This is a genomic window from Sphingomonas sp. Sphisp66 (assembly GCF_047324325.1).
Lineage (GTDB): Bacteria > Pseudomonadota > Alphaproteobacteria > Sphingomonadales > Sphingomonadaceae > Sphingomonas.
Genome location: NZ_CP168508.1, coordinates 2,387,501 through 2,407,621 on the forward strand (window position 1 = coordinate 2,387,501; position 20,121 = coordinate 2,407,621).

The 20,121-nt window shown below is 67.3% G+C and carries 15 protein-coding genes (1 of these 15 running past the window's edge); 2 read left to right on the forward strand and 13 right to left on the reverse strand.

Features of this window, described 5'->3' with window-relative positions:
- Positions 1-2,418, forward strand: partial view of a TonB-dependent receptor domain-containing protein gene (locus ACEN8G_RS11380; RefSeq protein ID WP_413416478.1) — the 3' portion only. It extends 462 nt beyond the left edge of the window; 2,418 of the gene's 2,880 nt are visible here — the last part of the coding sequence; the start codon falls outside the window, past its left edge; it ends in the stop codon at positions 2,416-2,418.
- An 88-nt stretch (positions 2,419-2,506) separates the two neighbouring features.
- Here the strand turns inward: ACEN8G_RS11380 and ACEN8G_RS11385 are convergent, their stop codons facing one another.
- The 3 genes from ACEN8G_RS11385 to ACEN8G_RS11395 all read right to left on the reverse strand — a co-directional run bounded on the left by ACEN8G_RS11385 (position 2,507) and on the right by ACEN8G_RS11395 (position 7,098).
- Positions 2,507-5,518, reverse strand: a complete 3,012-nt coding sequence (locus tag ACEN8G_RS11385; protein ID WP_413740786.1) for a TonB-dependent receptor — start codon at positions 5,516-5,518, stop codon at positions 2,507-2,509.
- Between the two features lie 90 nt (positions 5,519-5,608).
- Entirely contained in the window at positions 5,609-6,565 is a 957-nt protein-coding gene (locus ACEN8G_RS11390; protein ID WP_413740787.1) for a FecR family protein, read from the reverse strand.
- Complete coding sequence (locus ACEN8G_RS11395; RefSeq protein ID WP_413416475.1) at positions 6,562-7,098, reverse strand: RNA polymerase sigma factor; 537 nt, start codon at positions 7,096-7,098, stop codon at positions 6,562-6,564. The genes ACEN8G_RS11390 and ACEN8G_RS11395 overlap by 4 nt, the downstream gene beginning before the upstream one ends.
- A gap of 136 nt (positions 7,099-7,234) precedes the next feature.
- Here ACEN8G_RS11395 and ACEN8G_RS11400 point away from each other — a divergent pair, with 136 nt between their 5' ends.
- Positions 7,235-8,110 (forward strand): metallophosphoesterase, encoded by an 876-nt coding sequence (locus ACEN8G_RS11400; protein WP_413416474.1) that lies wholly within the window; start codon positions 7,235-7,237, stop codon positions 8,108-8,110.
- A gap of 3 nt (positions 8,111-8,113) precedes the next feature.
- Here ACEN8G_RS11400 and ACEN8G_RS11405 read toward each other — a convergent pair whose 3' ends face one another.
- The 10 genes from ACEN8G_RS11405 to ACEN8G_RS11450 form a co-directional block, all read right to left on the reverse strand.
- Positions 8,114-9,691 (reverse strand): sulfatase-like hydrolase/transferase, encoded by a 1,578-nt coding sequence (locus ACEN8G_RS11405; protein WP_413416473.1) that lies wholly within the window; start codon positions 9,689-9,691, stop codon positions 8,114-8,116.
- Positions 9,692-9,710: 19 nt separating this feature from the next.
- Positions 9,711-10,352: a maleylacetoacetate isomerase gene (gene maiA, locus ACEN8G_RS11410; RefSeq protein WP_413416472.1), complete on the reverse strand. Its 642-nt coding sequence runs from the start codon at positions 10,350-10,352 to the stop codon at positions 9,711-9,713.
- Positions 10,345-11,043: a fumarylacetoacetate hydrolase family protein gene (locus tag ACEN8G_RS11415; RefSeq protein WP_413416471.1), complete on the reverse strand. Its 699-nt coding sequence runs from the start codon at positions 11,041-11,043 to the stop codon at positions 10,345-10,347. Before ACEN8G_RS11415 ends, maiA begins: the two co-directional genes overlap by 8 nt.
- Positions 11,040-12,086 carry a gentisate 1,2-dioxygenase gene (gene gtdA / locus ACEN8G_RS11420; RefSeq protein ID WP_413416470.1) on the reverse strand — a complete coding sequence of 349 codons (1,047 nt, stop codon included), beginning with the start codon at positions 12,084-12,086 and terminating at the stop codon, positions 11,040-11,042. Before gtdA ends, ACEN8G_RS11415 begins: the two co-directional genes overlap by 4 nt.
- A gap of 90 nt (positions 12,087-12,176) precedes the next feature.
- On the reverse strand, positions 12,177-12,953 hold the full coding sequence (locus tag ACEN8G_RS11425) for an IclR family transcriptional regulator (RefSeq protein ID WP_413416469.1): 777 nt from the start codon (positions 12,951-12,953) through the stop codon (positions 12,177-12,179).
- 22 nt (positions 12,954-12,975) lie between these two features.
- Positions 12,976-14,016, reverse strand: coding sequence for a LacI family DNA-binding transcriptional regulator (locus ACEN8G_RS11430; protein ID WP_413416468.1), 1,041 nt, complete (start codon positions 14,014-14,016; stop codon positions 12,976-12,978).
- An 18-nt stretch (positions 14,017-14,034) separates the two neighbouring features.
- Positions 14,035-15,375: an MFS transporter gene (locus ACEN8G_RS11435; protein ID WP_413416467.1), complete on the reverse strand. Its 1,341-nt coding sequence runs from the start codon at positions 15,373-15,375 to the stop codon at positions 14,035-14,037.
- Entirely contained in the window at positions 15,372-17,048 is a 1,677-nt protein-coding gene (locus ACEN8G_RS11440) for a sulfatase (RefSeq protein ID WP_413416466.1), read from the reverse strand. The genes ACEN8G_RS11435 and ACEN8G_RS11440 overlap by 4 nt, the downstream gene beginning before the upstream one ends.
- A gap of 5 nt (positions 17,049-17,053) precedes the next feature.
- Positions 17,054-18,766 (reverse strand): arylsulfatase, encoded by a 1,713-nt coding sequence (locus ACEN8G_RS11445; RefSeq protein WP_413740788.1) that lies wholly within the window; start codon positions 18,764-18,766, stop codon positions 17,054-17,056.
- Positions 18,763-20,118, reverse strand: a complete 1,356-nt coding sequence (locus tag ACEN8G_RS11450; protein ID WP_413418465.1) for a nucleoside hydrolase-like domain-containing protein — start codon at positions 20,116-20,118, stop codon at positions 18,763-18,765. The genes ACEN8G_RS11445 and ACEN8G_RS11450 overlap by 4 nt, the downstream gene beginning before the upstream one ends.
- Between the last annotated feature and the right edge of the window lie 3 nt (positions 20,119-20,121).

The window sequence follows — 20,121 nt, forward strand, 5'->3', positions numbered from 1 at the left end:
AAGCAGGTCGATGTCGTCACCGGCGGCGCCTCGGCGGTCTATGGCTCGGAAGCGATCGCGGGCGTCGTCAACTTCATCCTCGACGACGAGTTCCAGGGCCTGAGGCTGCACGCCCAGGCGGGCCTGTCCGACAAGGGCGATGCGGGACGCCAGCTCGTCTCGGCGACCGCCGGTACCAGCTTCGCCGACGGACGCGGTCACATCGTGGTGGCGGGCAGCTATGACAAGGACAACGGCCTGCGCTCGCGCGACCGTGGCTTCTCCGCGACCGACAATCCCAACCGCAGCTCGTACAGCGCGCAGGGACTGTTTAGCCCGAACGGCAGCTTCGCTCCCGGCGCCGGCACGCTGACCTTCGACGCATATAACAATGTGAAGAACTATCAGAGTGCCAACATCGACGGCTACAACCGCAATGCCGATCGCTATCTGGGGCTTCCCGTCGAGCGCTATCTCGCCTCGAGCCTCGCCAAGTTCAGCTTCTCGCCGGCGGCGACGGTCTATGGCGAGTTCACCTATGCCAAGTCGAAGTCCAACAGCAGCCTGGAGCCGCAGGCGGTGGCGTCGACCGACCTCGTCTATGCGGACGGATCGGCGTTCGGCGGCATCCCGATCACCAATCCGCTGATCCCGACGGCGATCCGCAACGCGATGGTGAGCGCCGGGGTCACTGCCCTGCCCTTCCGCCGGCGCTCGAACGACATCTTCGACCGCAGCAACCGGAACGACCGCGAGACCTGGCGCGCGGTGGCCGGCGTGCGCGGCGAGCTGGCGCCCTCGCTGAACTACGACATCTATTATACGCATGGCGAGACGCGCGACGTCACCCACTCGGGCACGGTCTATGGCCCGAACTATGCCAATGCGCTCAACGTGGTCGCCGGGCCCAATGGCCCGGTCTGCGCGATCAACGCCGATGCCAATCCCAACAACAACGACGCGGCCTGCGTGCCGCTCAACATCTTCGGCTTCAACACGGTCTCCGCCGCCGCGGCCGCCTATGTCACGCGGAACGGCGAGCAGAGCCGCTACGAGGCGCGGGTGAAGCAGGACGTGGTCTCGGCCACGCTGTCGGGCGACCTGTTCAAGCTGCCGGGTGGCCCGCTGGGCTTCGCGGTCGGCGGCGAATATCGCCACGAGAAGAGCACCGAGGATTTCGACGAGGCCACCAATCTCGGCCTGACGCTCGGCAACCAGCTGAGCGACACGCGCGGCGCATATAATGTGAAGGAAGGCTTCGTCGAAGTCAGCGCGCCGGTCCTCGCCGACCTGCCCTTCATCCACCGGCTGAGCTTCGAGGGTGCGGCGCGCTATGCCGATTACTCCACCGTCGGCGGGGTGTGGAGCTGGAAGGTCGGTGGCGAATGGGCGCCGGTGCGCGACCTGCGCTTCCGCGGCGTCTATTCCCGCGCCACCCGTGCGCCGAACATCTCGGAACTCTATTCGGCGCAGAACGAGACCTTCCCCGCGGTCATCGATCCTTGCGACCAGCGTCGCGGCGCGGGCGACGGTGCCCCGATCTCGCTGACCAGCCTGCCGGCCGCCTGCCTCGCCAATGCGGCGATCGCCAGCGCCGCCGGGGCTGGCGGGTTCGTCTATTCCACCGCGCAGATCCAGAACATCAACGGCTTCACCGGCGGCAACCCGAACCTGAAGCAGGAAACGGCCAAGACGCTGACGCTGGGCGGCGTGTTCGAGCCGCGCTTCCTGCGCGGCTTCAGCCTCACGGTCGACTATTATGATATCAAGGTCGAGAACGCGATCGGCATCATCGGCCAGCAGACCTCGCTCAACGAGTGCATCAACGGCGGCGGCCAGGCGATCTTCTGCAACAACATCGTCCGCGACGCGACCGGGCATCTCGAGAGCGTCAACGCGATCAACCTCAACACCGGCTCGTTCCAAGTCTCCGGGATCGACACCCAGGCGCGCTACGCGGTGCGCTTCTCGGGCGAGGCGAAGCTCGACCTCAATGTCCGCTGGACGCATCTGCTGAAGCAGCAGCAGACGTCCTATCCGGGCGGCCCGACCCAGGACGAGCTGGGCCAGCTTGATTGCTATGCCTGTGGCCGCCTGGGCACGGGCTTCCGCGACAAGGTCAATGTCTCGGCGACCTTCGCCCTGCCGGGCGCCTCGCTCAACTGGCGGGCCAATTATCTGTCGTCGGTGGTGGACGATCTGACCGCGACCAGTCCGATCCGCACCGGCGCCTTCTGGTATCACGACGCCCAACTGCGCTTCAACGCGGGCGCGAAGAGCCGCTATTCCTTCTATCTCGGCATCGACAACATCTTCGACAAGACGCCGCCGGTGTTCGGGGACACCAGCCTGGTCACCTTCCCGGGAACCCAGACCTCCGCCAACACCTATGACCTCTATGGCCGCCTGTTCTATGCGGGCGTGGATTTCCGCTTCTGACGAAAAAAAGCCCCGGGCGGCGAACCGCCCGGGGCCTGGCAGGATCGCCGGCCGGAATGCGCACCGGCCGGCGATCCGCGCGCCATGATCAGAATTCGGCGCTGAAGCCGAAGGTGAAGGTACGGCCGCTCGTCGTGTAGACGTCCGGGCGATAGGCATCGATGCTGTCGAACTGGCGGATCGGCTCGTTCGTCAGGTTGATGCCCTCGGCGATCAGGCGAATGCCGGGACGGATGTTCACATGCGCCTGGAAATCGACATTGTTCGTGCCGCGGATGCCGCTGCCCGAATTGGTGATCGCGGTGCCGATGCCGGTCAGATACTCGCTGCGATAGGCATCCGAGACGCGCACGCCCCACAGCTTGTTCTCATAATAGAGCGTCGCGTTGAATGCCCATTTCGAGAGCGCGTCGAGCGGCAGGATGCGCGTGGCCCGGCTGGCGCCGGTGCCGTAGATGGCGGTGCGCTCGCCATCGAACCAGGTGCCGTTGGCGACGACGCCGAGATGCTTCAGCGGACCGGGCAGGAAGGTGAAGTCGTGCTGGAACGCGACTTCGATGCCCTTGATCTTGGCGCCCGGGCCGTTGACCGGCTGCGAGACGTCATAGGGCGTGCTGGCGTCCTGGCCCTGGATCAGCAGCGACAGCGGCAGGCCGGTCTGCCCATAGGGCATGGTCGTCGTCGCGGTGGTGATGAAGCTGTCCATGTTCTTGTAGAAGAAGCCCACCGACGCGAAGCCGTGCGCGTCCATGTACCATTCCACCGAACCTTCGACCGAAGTCGCCTTGTACGGCTTGAGGAACGGGTTGCCGAGGCTCAGCGAGCCGCCGTTCGGACGCGTGGTGATCGAGCCGGCAGCGGCGAGGTCGCCCAGGCCCGGACGGTTGACGTTGCGGCTCGCGCTGAGGCGCACGACCACGTCCTTGGCCACGTCCAGCGCGACATTCGCCGCCGGCAGCCAGCCGCTGCTGTTGGTCTCGATCGACACCGGCACGAAGCCCGCGCCGGTCGCGAGATGGCCCGACGAGGTCAGGTCGGTCGAGTAGTAACGCAGGCCCGCATTGGCACGCAGCCGCATGCCGCCCACCGTCGTGTCGAGATCGACCTGGGCGAAGCCGGCCCAGGTCTGCTCGTCGACCCGGTAGTCGCTGCCCGCCTGCAAATTGGCCGCGGTCAGGTTCCGCTTGTCGCCGATCAGCGCATAGATGCCATCGACATTGCCGACGATGTACTGGAGCAGCGTGTCGACACCCACTGTGTTCTTCAGGTCGTTCGGGACGGTGGTGAGCGTCGGGGTGTTGTGGAACACCTTGTTCACCCAGGTATAGCCGCTGTTGATGAAGTGCTTGTACTCGCCGCCGGCCTTGAAGGTCAGCGCGTCGTTGAGCTTGTAGGCGGCATCCAGCTTGCCATTGGCATAGCTGTTGGTGATCTTGTTCTCCTGCACGTCGAGGCGCTGGAGCTGCCAGTTGTTCGGATCGGTCAGGCTGATGCCATAGGTGTTGACCGGGATCGTCGGGCGCATGTCGAAGCTGAAGGCGGTGTTCTTCGCTTCCATGAACACCTTGTCGAACACCGGCTGGCCGAAGTCCGACTGCTCATAGCCGCCCAGCGCGTGGATGGTCAGATTCTCCGTCGGGTTCCACTGGGCATTGGCCACGCCCTGATAGAAATCGGTGTGGTTCTTCACGATGTGGTGCTCGGAGCGCAGATCGATGCCGGTGAAGCTCGCCGCGCGCAGCGTGTTGGTGCCGTCGATCACCGCGCTCTGGATGATCTGCGTGCCGCCGATCGAGCTGCCGGTCAGCGGGTTGGCGCCGGCGGTGGCGAGCGCATAATCGTCACGATAGTCCCACAGCCGCCCGTAGAGCAGGTCGACGTCGATCTTGAACTTGTCGCTGGGGCGATATTGCAGCGCGCCGGTGATGCCCAGGCGCTTGCGATCGGTGTACCAGCTCGAGGGCGACTGGGCGGTCGACTGCCAAACGCCGTTCAGCAGCTTGGTGCGCGTATCGGCGTCGATGTTCGGGCCGATGTTCGCCGCGGCGTACTTGGTCAGGCCCCAGCCCCAGTTGCGATAGCCATATTCGTTGCTGCGGATCTGGCTGTAGGCGACCGAGACGAGCGCGCCGAACGTGTCGGAATGGGTCGAGGCGAGCGCGACGATACGCGGAGTCACGCCGCTGGTGTTGGTGTTGGTCTGGCCCTTGGCCGAGACGACGAACTTCGAGCCGGCATAGTCGAACGGACGCGCGGTGGTCAGCTGCACGGTGCCGGCGATGCCCCCCTCGTCCTGCTCCGCCGCGTACGACTTCTGCACGGCGACGCGGTTGAACAGCTCCGAGGCGAACAGGCTGTAGTCGAACGAGCGCGAGCGGCTCACGCCACCCCGGTTGTCCATGCCCGATGCGGTGTTGCCCAGCACTTCCATGCCGTTGAGCTGGGTGCGGGTGAAGTCGGCGCCCAGGCCGCGCAGCGCGATCTGGCGGCCTTCGCCGCTGTCGCGGGTGATGGTGATGCCGGGGACGCGCTGCAGCGATTCCGCCAGGTTCAGGTCGGGAAAGGCAGCGATATCGGTGGCGACGATGTCGTCCTCTGCACCGACCGCGCCCCGCTTGAGGCGCTGCGCCTCAGTCAGGCTCTGGCGAAAGCCGGTGACGACGATGTCGGTCGCGGGCTCCTCGGCCTGCTGCTCCTGGACATAGGCGGGTGCGGCCTCGGCCACCGCGACCGGACGCGGAGCCGTCGCCACCGTGGTCGGGCGCGGCGCCGGCGCCTTGGCGGCCGGCTTCAGCACCACGACGCTGCCGCGCATCGAGGCGACCAGGCTGGTGCCGCGCAGCCACTGGTCGAGCGCCGCGCGCGTGGTCAGGGCGCCGCGCACCCCGGCGGTTCGGCGGCCGGCGACCGCCGACGGCGCGACCACGACCTGCAGGCCGGTGACGCGCGAGAATTCGGTGAGCGCGCCGCGCAGGTCGGACGCCGCGATATCGAACCGCATCGCCCCATTGGCCGCCGCCCCCGTCGGCTGGGCCTGCGCGATGGCCGGCGTCGCCAGCGCGATCGCCAGCGAGAACAGTGAAATCCCCTTGGTAGTCATGTCTTCCTCCGCTCCGGCGCGATTGCGCCTCCGAGCGGAAGACGGGTGCGCGGGGCCATCAGGACAAAAGAATTTTGTTGCAGTGCAGCGTCACTCGGATGACGGTTTTGCGTCACCCTCGCCGCCCGCGATCAGGCGCAGCCGGTCGCGCTCGCGGGCGACGCGGAAGCCATAGACTTCGCCCATCGCGCCGAGCAGTTCCTCGGCATCGTCGAGCTTGAACCGGCCCGAAAGCGGCAGCCGCGCCAGGCTCGGCGGCGGCGGCGCGATCAGCCTGCCGCCGCGCCGGTTGAGCGCCTCGACCAGCTCGCCCAGCACCATGTCGTCGGTATCGACCCAGGCCTGGCGCCAGTCCTGCTGGCGCGTGTCGAAGCGCACCGGCGGCACCACCGTCCCGCCCGAATAGCTCGAGCGCCAGCCGGCCGGCACGACCACCCCGTCCTTGCCGCCATCCGCCCCGCCGAAGCGCACCTTGCCGCGATAGACGGCGAGCTTCACCGAGCGCTGGCTGAGGTCGATCGAGAAGGCGGTGCCGAGCACCCGCGTCGTCGCCGCCCCCGCGCGCACCGTGAACGGGCGCTGCTCCTCGTGCGCGATGTCGAAATAGGCCTCGCCCCGCTGCAGCGCGACGGAGCGCGAACGCCCGTCCATCGTCACGTCGATGCTGGTCGCCCCGTCGAGCTGGACCTTCGAGCCGTCGGCAAGCTCGACGGTGCGCTGCTCGCCGCGCTTGGTCTCGATATGCTGGACGGTCGGCATCGCGGGCTCGAACAGGCCGCTCTGCCAGGCCCCGATGCCGACCGCGCCGACCAGCACCGCCGCGACGCCGGTGCCGAGCGCGCGCCGGCGCCTGTCGCGCATCGCGCGGACCTCGTCGTCGGAAAGCCGGCCGATCGCGGCGACCGCGTGCAGCGCCTCGCCCAGCGCCGGATCGTCGAGCACCGCCTGGATGTCGCCTGCGGCCTGGGGCGGCCGCTCGGCGAGCACCGCCTCGTCCTCGCGCATCGCCCAGTGCGCGGCTTCGCGCAGCGCGGCGCGGCGGGTCATGCCCGGCCTCCCGCCGGCAGGCCGCGGCGCTCGAGCGCATGGCGGAGGTCGGCGAGCGCGCGGGTGCAATGCTTGTCCACCGCCGCCTGGGTCATGTCGAGATCGGCGGCGACCACCACGCCGGGCACCCCGTCCAGCCGGCGCCGCATGAAGATCTCGCGGCGCAGCGGCGGCATCGCCTTCAGCGCCCGCACCAATATGTCGACGCGCTGGCGATAATCGAGCACCTCGTCGGCGCGCGGCTGCGGGCAGGCAATGTCCTCGGCCAGCTCGGCCGCCGGCGGCAGTGCCCGCAGCCGGCGGAAATGATCGTGCACCAGGTTGCGCGCCACGGCGAAGCAGAAGGCCCCGGCATCGGCGATGTGCCGCTTGCGGCGATAGTCATAGAGCCGGACATAGGTTTCCTGGACGATGTCCTCGCCCTCCACCCCGTCGCGCATCCGCCCGGTGACGAAGCGATGCAGTGCCTGGCGCAGTGCCATGTCCTCGGCGGCGCTTGCCCGCCGATCGGCCACCGCGGTCATCTCGTTCATGACGCGAACCTGCGCATCTTGCCGTCCCCGGACCCTGGATCGTTGCGATTCTCGGGACCCGCCTAGGCCGAGTCCGTGAAGCGCGGATGACACACTTCGCCCTTAAGCGACCGGCGACTCTATTTTGGGGAATGAGATGCGCGTCCTGCTGTTGTCGCTTGCACTGCTGGGCCTGACCGCGAGCGGGCCCGCGCCCGAACGCCCGCAGTTCAGCATCGGCGCGATCGCCGACGCGCAATATGCCGAGGAAGCCGATAACGGCCAGCGGCTCTATCATACCGCCCCGGGCAAGCTCGCCGCCGCGGTTGCCGACTTCAACCGCCAGAAGCTCGATTTCGTCGTCCATCTCGGCGACTTCATCGACAAGGACTGGGCGAGCTTCGACGCGATGCTGCCGATCGTGAAGCGCTCGCGCCATCCCTGGCACTTCGCGCTCGGCAATCACGAATTCTCGATCCCCGACGCCTACAAGCCGCAGCTGCCCGCCAAGCTCGGCATGCCGGCGCGCTATTACAGCTTCGAGCGCAAGGGCTGGCTGTTCGTGGTGACCGACGGCAACGACCTGAGCAGCTATGGCTGGCCCGAGGGCAGCCCGCAGCACAAGGCGAGCATGGAAGCCCATGCCCGGCTCTATGCCGACAAGCCGCTATGGGACGGCGGCATCGGCGACACCCAGCTCGCCTGGATCGACGCCCAGCTCGCCGGCGCCGACAAGCGCGGGCTCAAGGTCGCCCTGCTCTCCCACTTCCCGGTCTATCCCGAGAACCCGCACAATCTGTGGAACGCCGCGGCGGTGATGGCCGTGGTCGAGCGCCACCCTTCGGCCAAGCTCTGGCTCGACGGGCACAATCACGACGGCAATTACGGCCGCCATGCCGGCGTCCATTATGTGAACCTGAAGGCGATGCTCGATACCGAGAGCACTTCCTATGCCCGGCTCGACTTCTTCGCCGACCGCATCGAGCTGCGCGGCACCGGGCGCCAGCAGGACATGGTCCTGCCGCTGCGCTGATCCCTATCTGTCCAGTATCGCCGTCGCCGCAGCGCCATCCGCCTTGGGGGCGAGCGGTGCGGTGAAATTGGGCACGTCGCGGCTGTTGCGCGTGTCGGCGGGGACGCCGGTGGTGTTGATGTACCAGTCGAGCAGCCGCCGCTCGAGCGCGTCCTGCACCTTCGCATGGCTGCGCTGGCCGATCAGGTTGTCGAGCTCCTGCGGATCGGCCTGGCGATCATAGAGCTCGCTCAACCCCTGCGGCCGCTGGACGAAGGTGTAGCGCCGGGTGCGGACCGATGCCGCGCGGCCGACCAGGACCGGCTGCTCCGCGGCCAGTTCGGACTTGCGCGCATAGAGCCCGCCCGAGGGCGTATCGAATGCCTGGGGCTCGTAGATATTCATCCCCGCCTCGGTGAAGGCGGCGCGGTTCGGATCGCCCTGCCCGCCGCGCAGCTGCGGCATCATCGAGCGGGCGAAATTGGTGTGGGTGGAAGCCAGCCCCGCGAGATCGAGGAAGGTCGGCAGCACGTCATACAGCTCGGTCATCCCCATCGCGACATTGCCGGCGACGCCGCCGGGGACGCGCCCGATCATCGGCACATGCGTCAGGCAGGTTTCCAGCCCGCCATGCCATTTCTCGACCAGCCCGTAATCGCCGGCATAATCGCCATGATCGGAGCTGACGAGCAGCGCGGTATCCTTGTCGCGGCCGGTGCGCTCCAGCGCTTCCATCAGCTCGCCGAGCAGCCAGTCGGTATAGGAAACCTGGCCATAATAGGTCGCGCGGACCTGACGCAGCACCGCATCATCGACTTCGTTCAGACGGTACTTCTCGCGGATCGCAGCATGATAGGCCGGCCGGCCCTTGGTCCCCGGCGGGATCAGCGGCGGCAGGTCGCCAGGCTTGTACATGTCCTGGAAGCCGTCGGGCGCGTGATAGGGCGGATGCGGCTGGAAGACGGGAAGGAACAGGCAGAAGGGCCGGTCCTGCTCACGCCGCTCGATCACCTCGATCGCGCTCTTGAGGATGCCGTAATCGCTGGTCGCGCGCCGGTCACCGGTTGCCGGCAACAGCATCGTCGTCGGCCCGTCCACCTTGCCGCGCCGCGCGCCCGGCGCATGATCGCCTGCCGCCGCGCCCGGCGCGGGCGGATCGGCCCAGTCGGTCAGGCTGCGCGCAAAGGTCTCGGGCGCGAGCACATCGTTCTTGCCGAAGAAATAAGTGTCGTAGCCGCCCTCGCGCAGCGTGCGGAACAGGTTGGGCTCGTCGGGCTGGAGCAGATAGCCGAAGCCCCGATGCCCGGTGGCGCTGGTCGGCAGCCCGGTGAGCATCGAGCAGCGCGAGGCCGCGCAGATCGGCGTCTGGACATGACAATTGGCGAAGCGCGTCCCCTGCTTCGCCAGAAGGTCGAACGCCGGAGTGCGCGTGACCGGATTGCCGTAACAGGCCAGCGAGTCCGCCCGCATCTCGTCGGGGAAGAACAGGACCAGGTTCGGCCGCGACCCGCCCGGCACCCGCGCGCGGGCGGCGAGGCTCGCCAGGAAGGTCGATCCGGCCGCTCCGATCAGGGCGCGGCGGTTCAGCGGAAATCCGGTCATCCTCTTCCCTTCCGATCTTCTATTCCGCGTCGGGCTGGTTCTCCGGCGCCGCCCTGGCAAAGGCATCGAGCGCCAGGCAGGCGCGCTCGATCGCGAGCAGCTTCGGCCAGCGCCCCACATCGACGCCGAAGCGCCGCGCATTGACCAGCTGCGGCACCAGGAACAGGTCGGCCAGCGTCACGCTGTCCCCGAAACAATAGGTGCCTGACTGGCCCTCGATCAGCTTGTCGCACGCATCGAGCCCCTCCTCGATCACTCGCGCCGCCCAGCCATTGACCTGCGCCTCGTCGAGCCCCAGCGCCCGCAACCTGGCCAGCACCTTGAGGTTCTGCACCGGATGGGTGTCGCAAGCGATGATCTGGGCAAAGGCGCGGACCTTGGCACGCGCCACCGGCTCGGCGGGGAGCAGCGCCGGCTCGGGATGCACCTCGTCCAGATATTCGCAGATCGCCAGGCTCTGGGTCAGCACCGCGCCGTCGATCTCCAGCGTCGGCAGCAGCCCTTGCGGGTTCAGCGCGCGATATCCCGGTGCGTTCTGCTCGCCCTTGCGCAGGTGGTGAAAGGCATCGGCATAGGCGATGCCTTTCAGGTTGAGCGCGATGCGCACCCGGTAGGATGCGCCCGACCGGAAATAGCCGTGCAGCGTGACTGCGTCAGTCACGGGCGGGCGCGCCGACCTTGATCACGCAGTCGCTGAGGCCGGCGATCGACACCACGACCTCGTCGCCCTCGACCACTGCGCCGACGCCCGCCGGGGTGCCGGTATAGATCAGGTCGCCCGGCTCCAGCCGGTAGAAGCGCGAGACATAGGCGACCACCTCGGGCACGTCCCAGATCAACTCGTTGAGGTCGGCATCCTGCTTCACCACACCGTTCACGGTCAGCTTGATGCTGCCGCTGTCGAACGGGCCGGTCTCGCCGGCCGGGTGGATCAGGCCGAGCGGCGAGGATTGCTCGACATTCTTGCCGGTGCTCCACGGACGCCCCTTCTCGCGCGCCTCGAGCTGCAGGTCGCGGCGGGTCATGTCGAGGCCGGTGGCATAGCCATAGACATGGCCCAGCGCGTCGGCGGCGGCGATGTTGCGCCCGCCCTTGCCGATCGCGAGGACCAGCTCGGCCTCATAGTGGAAGTTCGCCGTCTCGCTCGGATAGGCGATGGTCGTGCCGCTCGGCACCACCGTCTCGGCCCATTTGGTGAAGAAGAACGGGGCCTCACGGTCCGGGTCGCGGCCCATCTCGCGGGCATGCGCGGCATAGTTGCGGCCGATGCAGAACAATCGGCGCACCGGAAACTGGTTTCCGTCGCTCGTCGCGGCGAGAACCGTATCCAGGGGTGCAAAAAGGATCGTCACGAATTCTGCTCCTTGTAGAGGTTCAGCTTTTCCTGCGCCGCCTTGTCCGAATAGCCGAACAGCACCAGCGTGCTGTCTGCCCGCAGGCGAAGCTCGTGCCATGAGGGCACGATGAAGATGTCACGCGGATTGAGCGCGATTTCCTGCCCCTCGATCACCGCGGTGCCGCTGCCTTCGACCACGACGAAAACAGTGCCGTCGGTGCTGCGCCGCGAGCGCGTTTCGAATCCGGCGGGCAGCAGGCGGACATGCGCGGCGATCGTCGCCATCACCGGGCCGCCATTGGCCGGATTGAGGAACTCCAATGCGTGGCCGAGATGCGGATCGATCTCGGCCGAGGCGGCCATGGCATCGAGCGCCGGGCGCCATTCGGCATAGGGATAGTGGAACAGCGGCTGGTGCGACGGACGGCGATCAGCGAGCGAGCCGCGCATCGGCCGCATGTTGTGGCCATAGCGCGCCAGCGTATCGCCGGGCTTCACCGTCTCGGGATAGACCTTGTCCTCGCCCTTCTCGGCGAAGCTCGCATCGAAATGGCGGACGGTCGGGATGTCGAGCCCGTCGAGCCAGATCATCGGCTTGTCGGTGGGGTTGCCATGGTCGTGCCATTGCCAGCCCGGCGTCAGCACCAGGTCGAATGGGCGCATGATCGCCTTCTCGCCGTCCACCGCGGTGAAGGCGCCATCGCCTTCCATCACGAAGCGGAGTGCCGACTGGGCATGGCGGTGCGCCGGGGCGACTTCGCCCGGCAGGATCAGCTGGAGCCCGGCATAGAGGCTCGGCACGATCGCCGACTGGCCTTCGAGGCCGGGGTTCTCGAGGATCAGCACGCGGCGCTCGGCCTGCTCGGCGGAGATCAGGTCGCCGGCGCGCAGCAGATAGTCGCGCGCCTCGGCATAGGACCAGCGGTGCACCTGCGCCGGCGATCTGGGCTGCGGACGGACCAAGTCGGCTAGCGACTCCCACAGCGGGGTCAAATGCGCCGGCGCCATCTCCTCGTACAGCGCTTCAAGCTGGGATCGCTGATCATTGGCGAGAGTCATGCCCGATACTCACGAAATAGGGTGTGCGGCGAGGAGGGGCTCGCCGCACATATTACCCATCGTGCAATCTATTACCCTATGTCAAACGATTTATCCGCTCCAGCCGAGCTTTTCGCTGACGTCGCGGCACGCCGCGGCAAGCTTGTCGAGCACTGCGCCGCTGTCGTCCGCCTTGAACGCGCCCGGCACCAGCGCGGTCGCGCTCAGGATCGCGCGGCCCTGCAGGTCGAAGATCGGGAAGGCCGCGGCGCGCAAGCCGGGAATCATCGTGCCTTCGACATGTGCGCGACCTTCGTCACGAACGCGCGTCTTGATCGCCTCGACCTCCGCCCTGCTCATCCCGCTCTCGGGCAGCTCGCGGGCGAGCAGCGGATCGATCTCGACCTCCGGCACGAAGCTCAGGAAGATGTGCCCCGTCGCCGAGTAGAGCAGCGGCAGCACCGCACCGACACCGAACGAGGTCATCACCGCCGGCCGGCCCATGTGCCAGCGCACCACGGTCGGTCCCTGCGGCCCCAGCGCCGCGACCTGCACCGTGCGCCCGGTCTCGCGAACGAATGCCTCGATCGCGGTATCGGCGACGCGGAAGGCATCGGTGCGGGCGAGCGCGCTCAGCCCGAGCTTTAGCGCTGCGGGCCCGAGATCGTAGCGGCCCGAGGCGCGGTCCTGCTGCGTCATCCCCGCCGCGGTCAGGCTGGCGAGGTAGCGATGCGTCTGCGGGCCCGACAACCCACTCGCCTGGGCGATCGCGCCCAGCGTCGAGGCCTCGCCCAAGGCGGCGAGCGCCTCGAGCACGCTCAACCCGATCTCGACCGATTGAATGCCGCGCCGGCGCTTCTCGGTCTCGCCCTCTGTCTCTTCCGTCATTCCAGCACCTTAGGCAGGCGATCTAGCGATCGAAAGCGGTGGATTCGCGCTCGATCACTTCGAACGGCATGCGCAGCGACTGCGCGCCGCCGAAATCGTCGCGGCCGGTGACGCGCGCGACGAGCAATTCGGTGGCACGTTCGCCGATCTGCTCGACCGGCTGGCGCACCGTGGTCAGCGACGGCCAGATCTTCACCGCGATCGGCGCATCGTCGAAGCCCGCGACGGCAATGTCCTCGGGAATATGGAGGCGGCGGCGATGGGCGACAGCGGAGACGCCCGAGGCCATGTCGTCGTTCGAGGCGAAGATCGCGGTCGGCGGATTGGGCAGAGCGAGCAGCGCCTCCCCTGCCTCAAGTCCGGATTCGAAGGTGAAGCGCCCCGGCTGGACCAGCGCTTCGTCCCAGGGCAGCCCCGCCGCGACCAGCGCATCCCGGAAGCCGGCCAGCCGCAACGGGCTGGAATCATGGCTGGGCGGCCCGGAGACGAAGCCGATGCGGTGATGCCCGCGCGCGATCAGCCGCTCGGCCATCGCCCTTGTGGCGGCACGGTCGTCGACGCCGATCGTCGCCATGTCGGGCAGCTCGCCGCCATGCGCGACCGCGGCAACCGGCACGCCCAGCTCGGCGATCAGCCCGGAGCCGCTGACCAGCTCGCCATAGGGCGGCGCCAGCAGGATCGCATTGGCGCCGCCGCGCACCAGCAGGCGCATCGCCCGCTCGGTATCGGCCATCACCGGCCCCTCGACCTTGCCGATCATCAGCTCGGCGCCGAGCCGCGACGTCGCGTTGAGCGCACCGACGAGCATCGCGCTCAGGAACGCATTCTGCGAATTCTGATAGACGATGCCGATCCGGCAGGTGGCGGCGCTGGCCAGCGAGCGTGCGGCGGTATTGGGCTGATAGCCAAGCTCGCGCACGGCGGCGAGCACGCTCTCGCGCGTTGCGGCGCTCACCCGGCCGGTGCCGTTGACGACATAGGATACCGTCATCGCCGAAACGCCCGCGCGCTCGGCCACCGTCTGGATGGTGACGCCCGTTCCCTTGCGTCGTGCCCTTGCCATGCGCCCCCTTTTCTACCGTTACGCCAGTACAGGCGCCCTTGCTGTCTGCTGGTGATAGCTACGCATGCCAAGCCATAGAGCAAGCACGGAAAGCGGCGAAGCGATACCGGCGACCAGCGCGATCGCCTCCGGCAGCTTCTGCGGATCGGCGAACCAGTAATCGGTGCAAAGCGCAATCGCCGTCGGGCCAAGCGCCGCGCCGATCAGATTGATCGTCAGCATATAGAAGGCCGAGACCAAAGCGCGCATCCGGTTGGGCGTCATCTCGAGCAGGGTGGCGAGGCCGCCGCCGAAGTTGAAGCCGGCGAAGAAGTTCATGAGGCCGATCAGCACGAGCGCGCCGGTGGCGGTCGGCATCAGCGGGAAGGCGATGGTGATCGGCACCAGCGCAACGAAACCGAACAGCGAGGCCTTGAGGCTCGCGCCCGAACGCCCCGCCGCGCGCAGCTTCGAGGCGATGATCCCGCCGACCAGCGCGCCGCTGGTGCCGCAGAGGAACACGATCGGCCCGTAATGGCTGCCGACCTGCGCGGTGGTCCAGCCGAAGGTCCGCTGGAGGAAGGCCGGGATCCACACCGAAGTGCCGTTGCCGATGAAGATCATCAGCGCGAAGCCCAGGGTGATGCCGATATAGGCGCCGCTCCGCTGGCCGATATGCGCGAACAGCTCCGACAGCGGCACGCTCTCCTGCGCGGCGGGCACGCCGCGGCGCAGCGGCTCGCGGACGGTCAGCATCAGGCCGGTCAGCACCAGACCCGGCAGGCCGAGCAGCAGGAACACGATCTGCCAGCCCTTGAGCGCGCCGAGCAGCGGCACGATCACGGTCGAGGACGGCGGGATCACGGTGGAGATCATGCCGCCGATGATCAACGCCGAGGCGCCGCCAAGATACAGGCCGATCTGATAGACGCCCATCGCCGTGGGCAGCTTCTCCTTGGGGAAATAGTCGGAGAGCAGCGAATAGGCCGCCGGCGTCAGCCCGCCCTCCCCCGCCCCGACCATGACGCGCGCCGCGAACAGCCCCGCAAAGGAGCGCGCGAGGCCGCACAGGCTGGTCGCCACGCTCCACACGAAGATCGCGCCGGCGATGATGTTGCGCCGGTTCGAGCGATCGGCGATCCGCGCGATCGGGATGCCCACCGCGACATAGAAGAGCGTGAAGCTGAGGCCGTAGAGCAGGCTGATCGCAGTATCGTTGATCTGCAGGTCCGCCTTGATCGGCTGCACCAGCAGCGCCATCGCTTGGCGATCGACGAACGCCAGCGTGTTCGCCAGCATCAGCAGGATCGCGACATACCAGGCAGTGGTCCTGGCCGGCCAGGGCGTGGTGTCGGCGGCGGTGGCTGCGGTCATGGTCATTCCGGCTTCTGGGGGAAATAGGGCTTGCCCGCTTCCGTCGCCTTGGTCTTGGCGGGGCTGTCGGGGAAGATATCGTTCATCTTGGTCGGCAGGTCGGCGGGCTTGTACCAGCCGGCCGGGAAGTCCGCCGCATGGGTGCCGGTGTCGACACGGTAGACCACGCCGGGGCTGGTCTTCTCGGTATAGGGCACGGCATGCTGGCCCTTGTTGTTCGCCAGCTGGGCGAACAGCGCCTTGCGCAGCGTGACCCTGGCATCGAAATAGGCCGGATCGTCGATCAGATTGTGGCGCTCGTCGGGATCCTTGCCGAGGTCGTACAGCTCCTCGGTGTCCCATACGCCGTGATACTGGATGTACTTCACCCGGTTGCGCTCGATCGCGAAGGTCGTCGGCGTCTGGGGGAAGGTCCATTCCCAATAATATTCGTAGATGAAGTCGCCGGGGTTCCAGTCGGCCAGCTTCACCTTGCCCTCGGCGAGGCCGAGAAAGCTCGATCCCTCCATCTGCGTCGGCTTCGCGAGATGCGCGGCGTCGAGGAAGGTCGGCGCCAGGTCGAGATTGCGCACCAAAGCGGGGTTGGTCGCTCCCTTCGCCACGCCCATCCCCGGTGCATAGACCACCATCGGCACGCGCACCGACGGCTCATAGGCGTTGCGCTTGTCGATCAGGCCATGGTCGCCGATCAGGAAGCCATTGTCCGAATAGAACACGATCATCGTGTTCTTCTCGAGCTTGTTCTTCTTCAGATAGCCGAGGATCCGCCCGAGGCTGTCGTCCACCGGCGAGAGCGTGCGGTAGATGTCGCGCACCCGCTCCTTGAGATCGGGCTTGCCGGTATAGGGATTGTCGGCGCCGTGCCAGCTGTTGCGCTGGTTCTGCACCCAGAGCGGCTTGCCGGCATTATTCTCCGGCGTGTTCGCCATCGTGTCGGGCAGCTTGATGTCGAGATCGCTGTACTGGTTCTTGTAGCGATCGGGCGGCATCGCATCGGAATGCACCGCCTTGTGGCTGAGATAGACGAAGAAGGGCCTGGACTTGTCCCGGCCCTTCTCCAGCCAGTCCATCGTGTAATCGGTCAGCTCGTCGGTGATATAGCCGGTGCGCTTCACTTCGCGGCCGTCGACATTGAGCATCTGGCGCTCGCCTGCGGCAAGCTGCGCCGGGCTCAGCCGCTCGGTCGGGAAATAGGTCCCCTGCCCCTTGAAGCTCACCCATTTGTCGAAGCCCGGGCGCGGAGCATCGGTGTCGAAGCCCATATGCCATTTGCCGAAGAACGCGGTCTGGTAGCCGGCCTTTTGCAGATAGGAGGGGAAGAAGATCAGCCCGTCTTCCGAGCTGTTGTTGTTGTCGACCACGCCGTGGTTGCGCGCGGTCTGGCCGGTGAGGATCGTCGCCCGGCTCGGGCTGCACAGCGAGGAGGTGACCACGGCATTGGGGAAATAGGTGCCGTTCTTCGCAAGGAAATCGATGTTCGGTGTCTTCAGGCCCGGATTGAGAAAGCCCATCATGTCGAAGCGCAGATCATCGACCAGCACGAAGATGATGTTGGGCTGCTGCGTTTCCTGCGCCTGCACTGGTGACGCGCCGGTCGGTCCCGAGACGGCAGGCGCCGCCAGCGCCACGCTCGCCATGGCGGCGCAGCCCGACAGGATGATGCGGCGTAGGCGGCCCATGTCTCTCAATCCCCCAGGAACGCGTCGCGATACCGGTCGAGCTTGCGGACATAGTCCGGCCCCTCGGACAGCGGGAGGGCGCCGTATCGGCGCGCCTCCCGCTGCCATATCGCCTTGAGCTCCGAGACCTTGTTCGGATTGCGACCCGAGAGGTCTTCTGCTTCGGCAAAATCAGCGTCGGTATCGAACAGCGCCCAGTGATCCTGCTCGAACGGCGTGCCGAGCTTGTGGATCGCCACCGCGCGCCACTTGCCCGCGCGCACCGCCCGATTGCCGCGCAGCTCGAAAAACTGGACCGGTCGCGGATCGGGTGCACTCGCGGAGAACAAGGCTGTGCGGAACGAGGCGCCGGCGACCGGGATCATCGCCTTGCCGTCCACCACCGCATCGAAGCGCGCGCCGGCGAGTTCGACCAAAGTCGGAGCGATGTCGACGGCATCGATACGCTGGCGGCGGATCGCGCCCTTGTTCGGCAGGTAGCCGGGCCAGGCGACGATCAGCGGCGTGCGCACCCCGCCGGCATTGGGCCAGGACTTGTAGCGGCGGAACGGCGTGTTGCTCGCCATGCCCCAGGGCCGCTGCATGCCGATCTGCGCGGTGCCGATATCCTGCATATGCGTTGCGAGCTCGGCGGCATCGAGATGGACCGGCGGATAAAGCTGGCCGATCGAGCCGGTCTGGCCATGCTCGGCGCTGGCACCATTGTCGGAGAGCAGCACGAACAGGGTATTCTCATAGTCGCCGCTCGCTTTGAGCGCCGCGATCAGCCGGCCGATCTGCTCATCGGTGTGCGTCAGGAAGCCGGCATAGGCTTCCATGAACCGCGCATAGACCCGCTTCTTCACGGGATCGAGCGGCGCCCAGGCATCGTCGCCGGCATTGGGCGGCGGCAGCACGGTGCCCGGCGGCACGATCGCCATTGCCTTTTGCCGGGCGAAGCGATCGGCGCGGATCGCGTCCCAGCCCTTTTCATACTGGCCGGCATAGGCGTCGATATAGGGCTTGGGCACCTGGATCGGCGCATGGGTGGCGCCATAGGCCAGATAGAGGAAGCGCGGCTTGTCGGGCGCCGCTGCCTTGCTCTCGGCCAGCTTCGCGATCGCGCGGTCGGTGATGTCGACGGAGAAGTGATAATCCGGTGCGCTCGGCTTGCCGATCTTCGCGTTGTTCTCGACCAGATCGGGGCGAAGCTGGTCGGCCCAGCCGCTGACGAAGCCGTAATAATAGTCGAACCCGCGCTGGCGCGGCCAGGAGGCGTTGTTGCCCGGGCCGCCGTCCTGGAATTCGGTGGCGAGATGCCATTTGCCGATCGCCAGTGTCGCATAGCCGCGCGCGCGCAGCGCTTCGGGCAGCAGCTGGACATTGGGGGCGAGGTCGCCGGCGTCCTTGCCGGTGCCCGGCGGCTGGAACTTGCCCGAGGGCAGGTCCGCCAGGCCGAGGCTATGGTTGTTGCGCCCGGTCAGCAGCGCCGCCCGCGTCGCGGTGCAGATCGCCTTGCTCTCGAAATGGTTGAAGCGCTGGCCGTCGGCGGCGAGCGCATCGATGTTCGGGGTTTTGATCTCCGATCCGAAGCAGCCGAAATCGGAATAGCCCGTATCGTCGAGCACGATCAGCACGATGTTCGGCGGCTTGCGCTTGCTGGCCCGGCCCGGCGTGCCGGCGGCGAGCGCGCTGGTCGCGAGCAAGGCGCCGATCAACTGGCGACGGGACGGGTTCATTGCGGCGAAACCTCCACGATGACGCGGCGATAGCGAGTGATCGGCGGGGCGCCCCGGTCACGCACCTCAAGGATCAGGTGCAGCGCGGTCTGCGCCTTGACCGAAGGCGCGACAAAACTGGCGCGCGGCGCCCCGGCATCGGCGATCTCCACTGCCGACTGTCCTGGAATGCCGCCGACCTCGCGATACTGCCACCAGCGATAGTCGAGCGCGTCGCCATCGGGATCGCGGGTACCGGCAGCATCAAGCGTCACCGTTTCGCCCGCCTTCGCCCTGATCCGCACCGGCGCGAGCCCGGCGACACCCTGCGCCACCACGACCGGCGCGTGATTGGCCCTGCCGTCGACGCTCCACGCCATCCGCGCGGCAAAGTCGTTCTGGAAGGCGGCGCGCCAGCGATAGACCGAGGCCTGGTTGCCCGACCAGGTCCGCCCGTCGCGCGCGAAGCTGTCCTTCACGTCCGCGAACAGCCCGCCGCTCGGCGCCGCATGCATGTAGCGGCCGCCCCAGCCGCCAAAGTCCGGGCGTTCGGGGTCGTTCAACCCGTTGGGGATCAGATAGAGGAAGGAGGGCGTATCCCCTTCCATGATGAATTCGGGCAGCGGATAGAGCGCGCCGAGCGGCCCGCGGCGAATATTCGCCTCAAGCCAGGCATCGCCGACCGTCTCGCGATCGGGCCATTGCTCGGCATTGCGCCGGTCGCCCGAGATGCCGGCCCAGGTCGCCATGTTGTACTGGCCCCAGCCATGGATGCTGGCGATCCAGAACAAGGACGGGAAATTCCGTCGCGCCCAGGGCCCGGCATCGTCCTGATCGGAGATCGAGTAGACGCGCAGCTTGGTCAGGAACGCCTGCACCTGCGCCGGGCTGCGGGTGGCGCGGACATGCCAGAGCGCCTGCGCCAGATCGACCGCCCCGCCCCAGAGCAGCACCCAGACCGGGCGCTTGTCGGCACGGTCCACCGCCCGCACGATCAGCTTCGAGGCTTCGCTATCCTTGCCCTTGCCGACACCGGCCATGCCATAGCTCGGCTGGCCCGAGCGCAGCACCGCGCGCAGGGCATCGGCGGTGGGATAGGTCGGCGAGTGGCGCAGCAGTTTCGGCCGCACCTTTTCATACGCGTCGATCCGCACGCGCATCAGCTGCGGCTGGGCCTTGTCGCGCTGCCAGACCGAGGTGCTCGCGACCAGCCCCTCGACGTCGAAGCAATCCGAATAGAGCAGGAAGCGGACCAGCGATTCCGAGTCATCGGGCTCGTTGCCGATATCGCTGAGCACGATCACGCGTGGGCGTTCGGGCGGGGGCACCGGCACCGCTTGGGCGGAAAGCAGGAGGAGGGCGAAAGGAAGCATCGG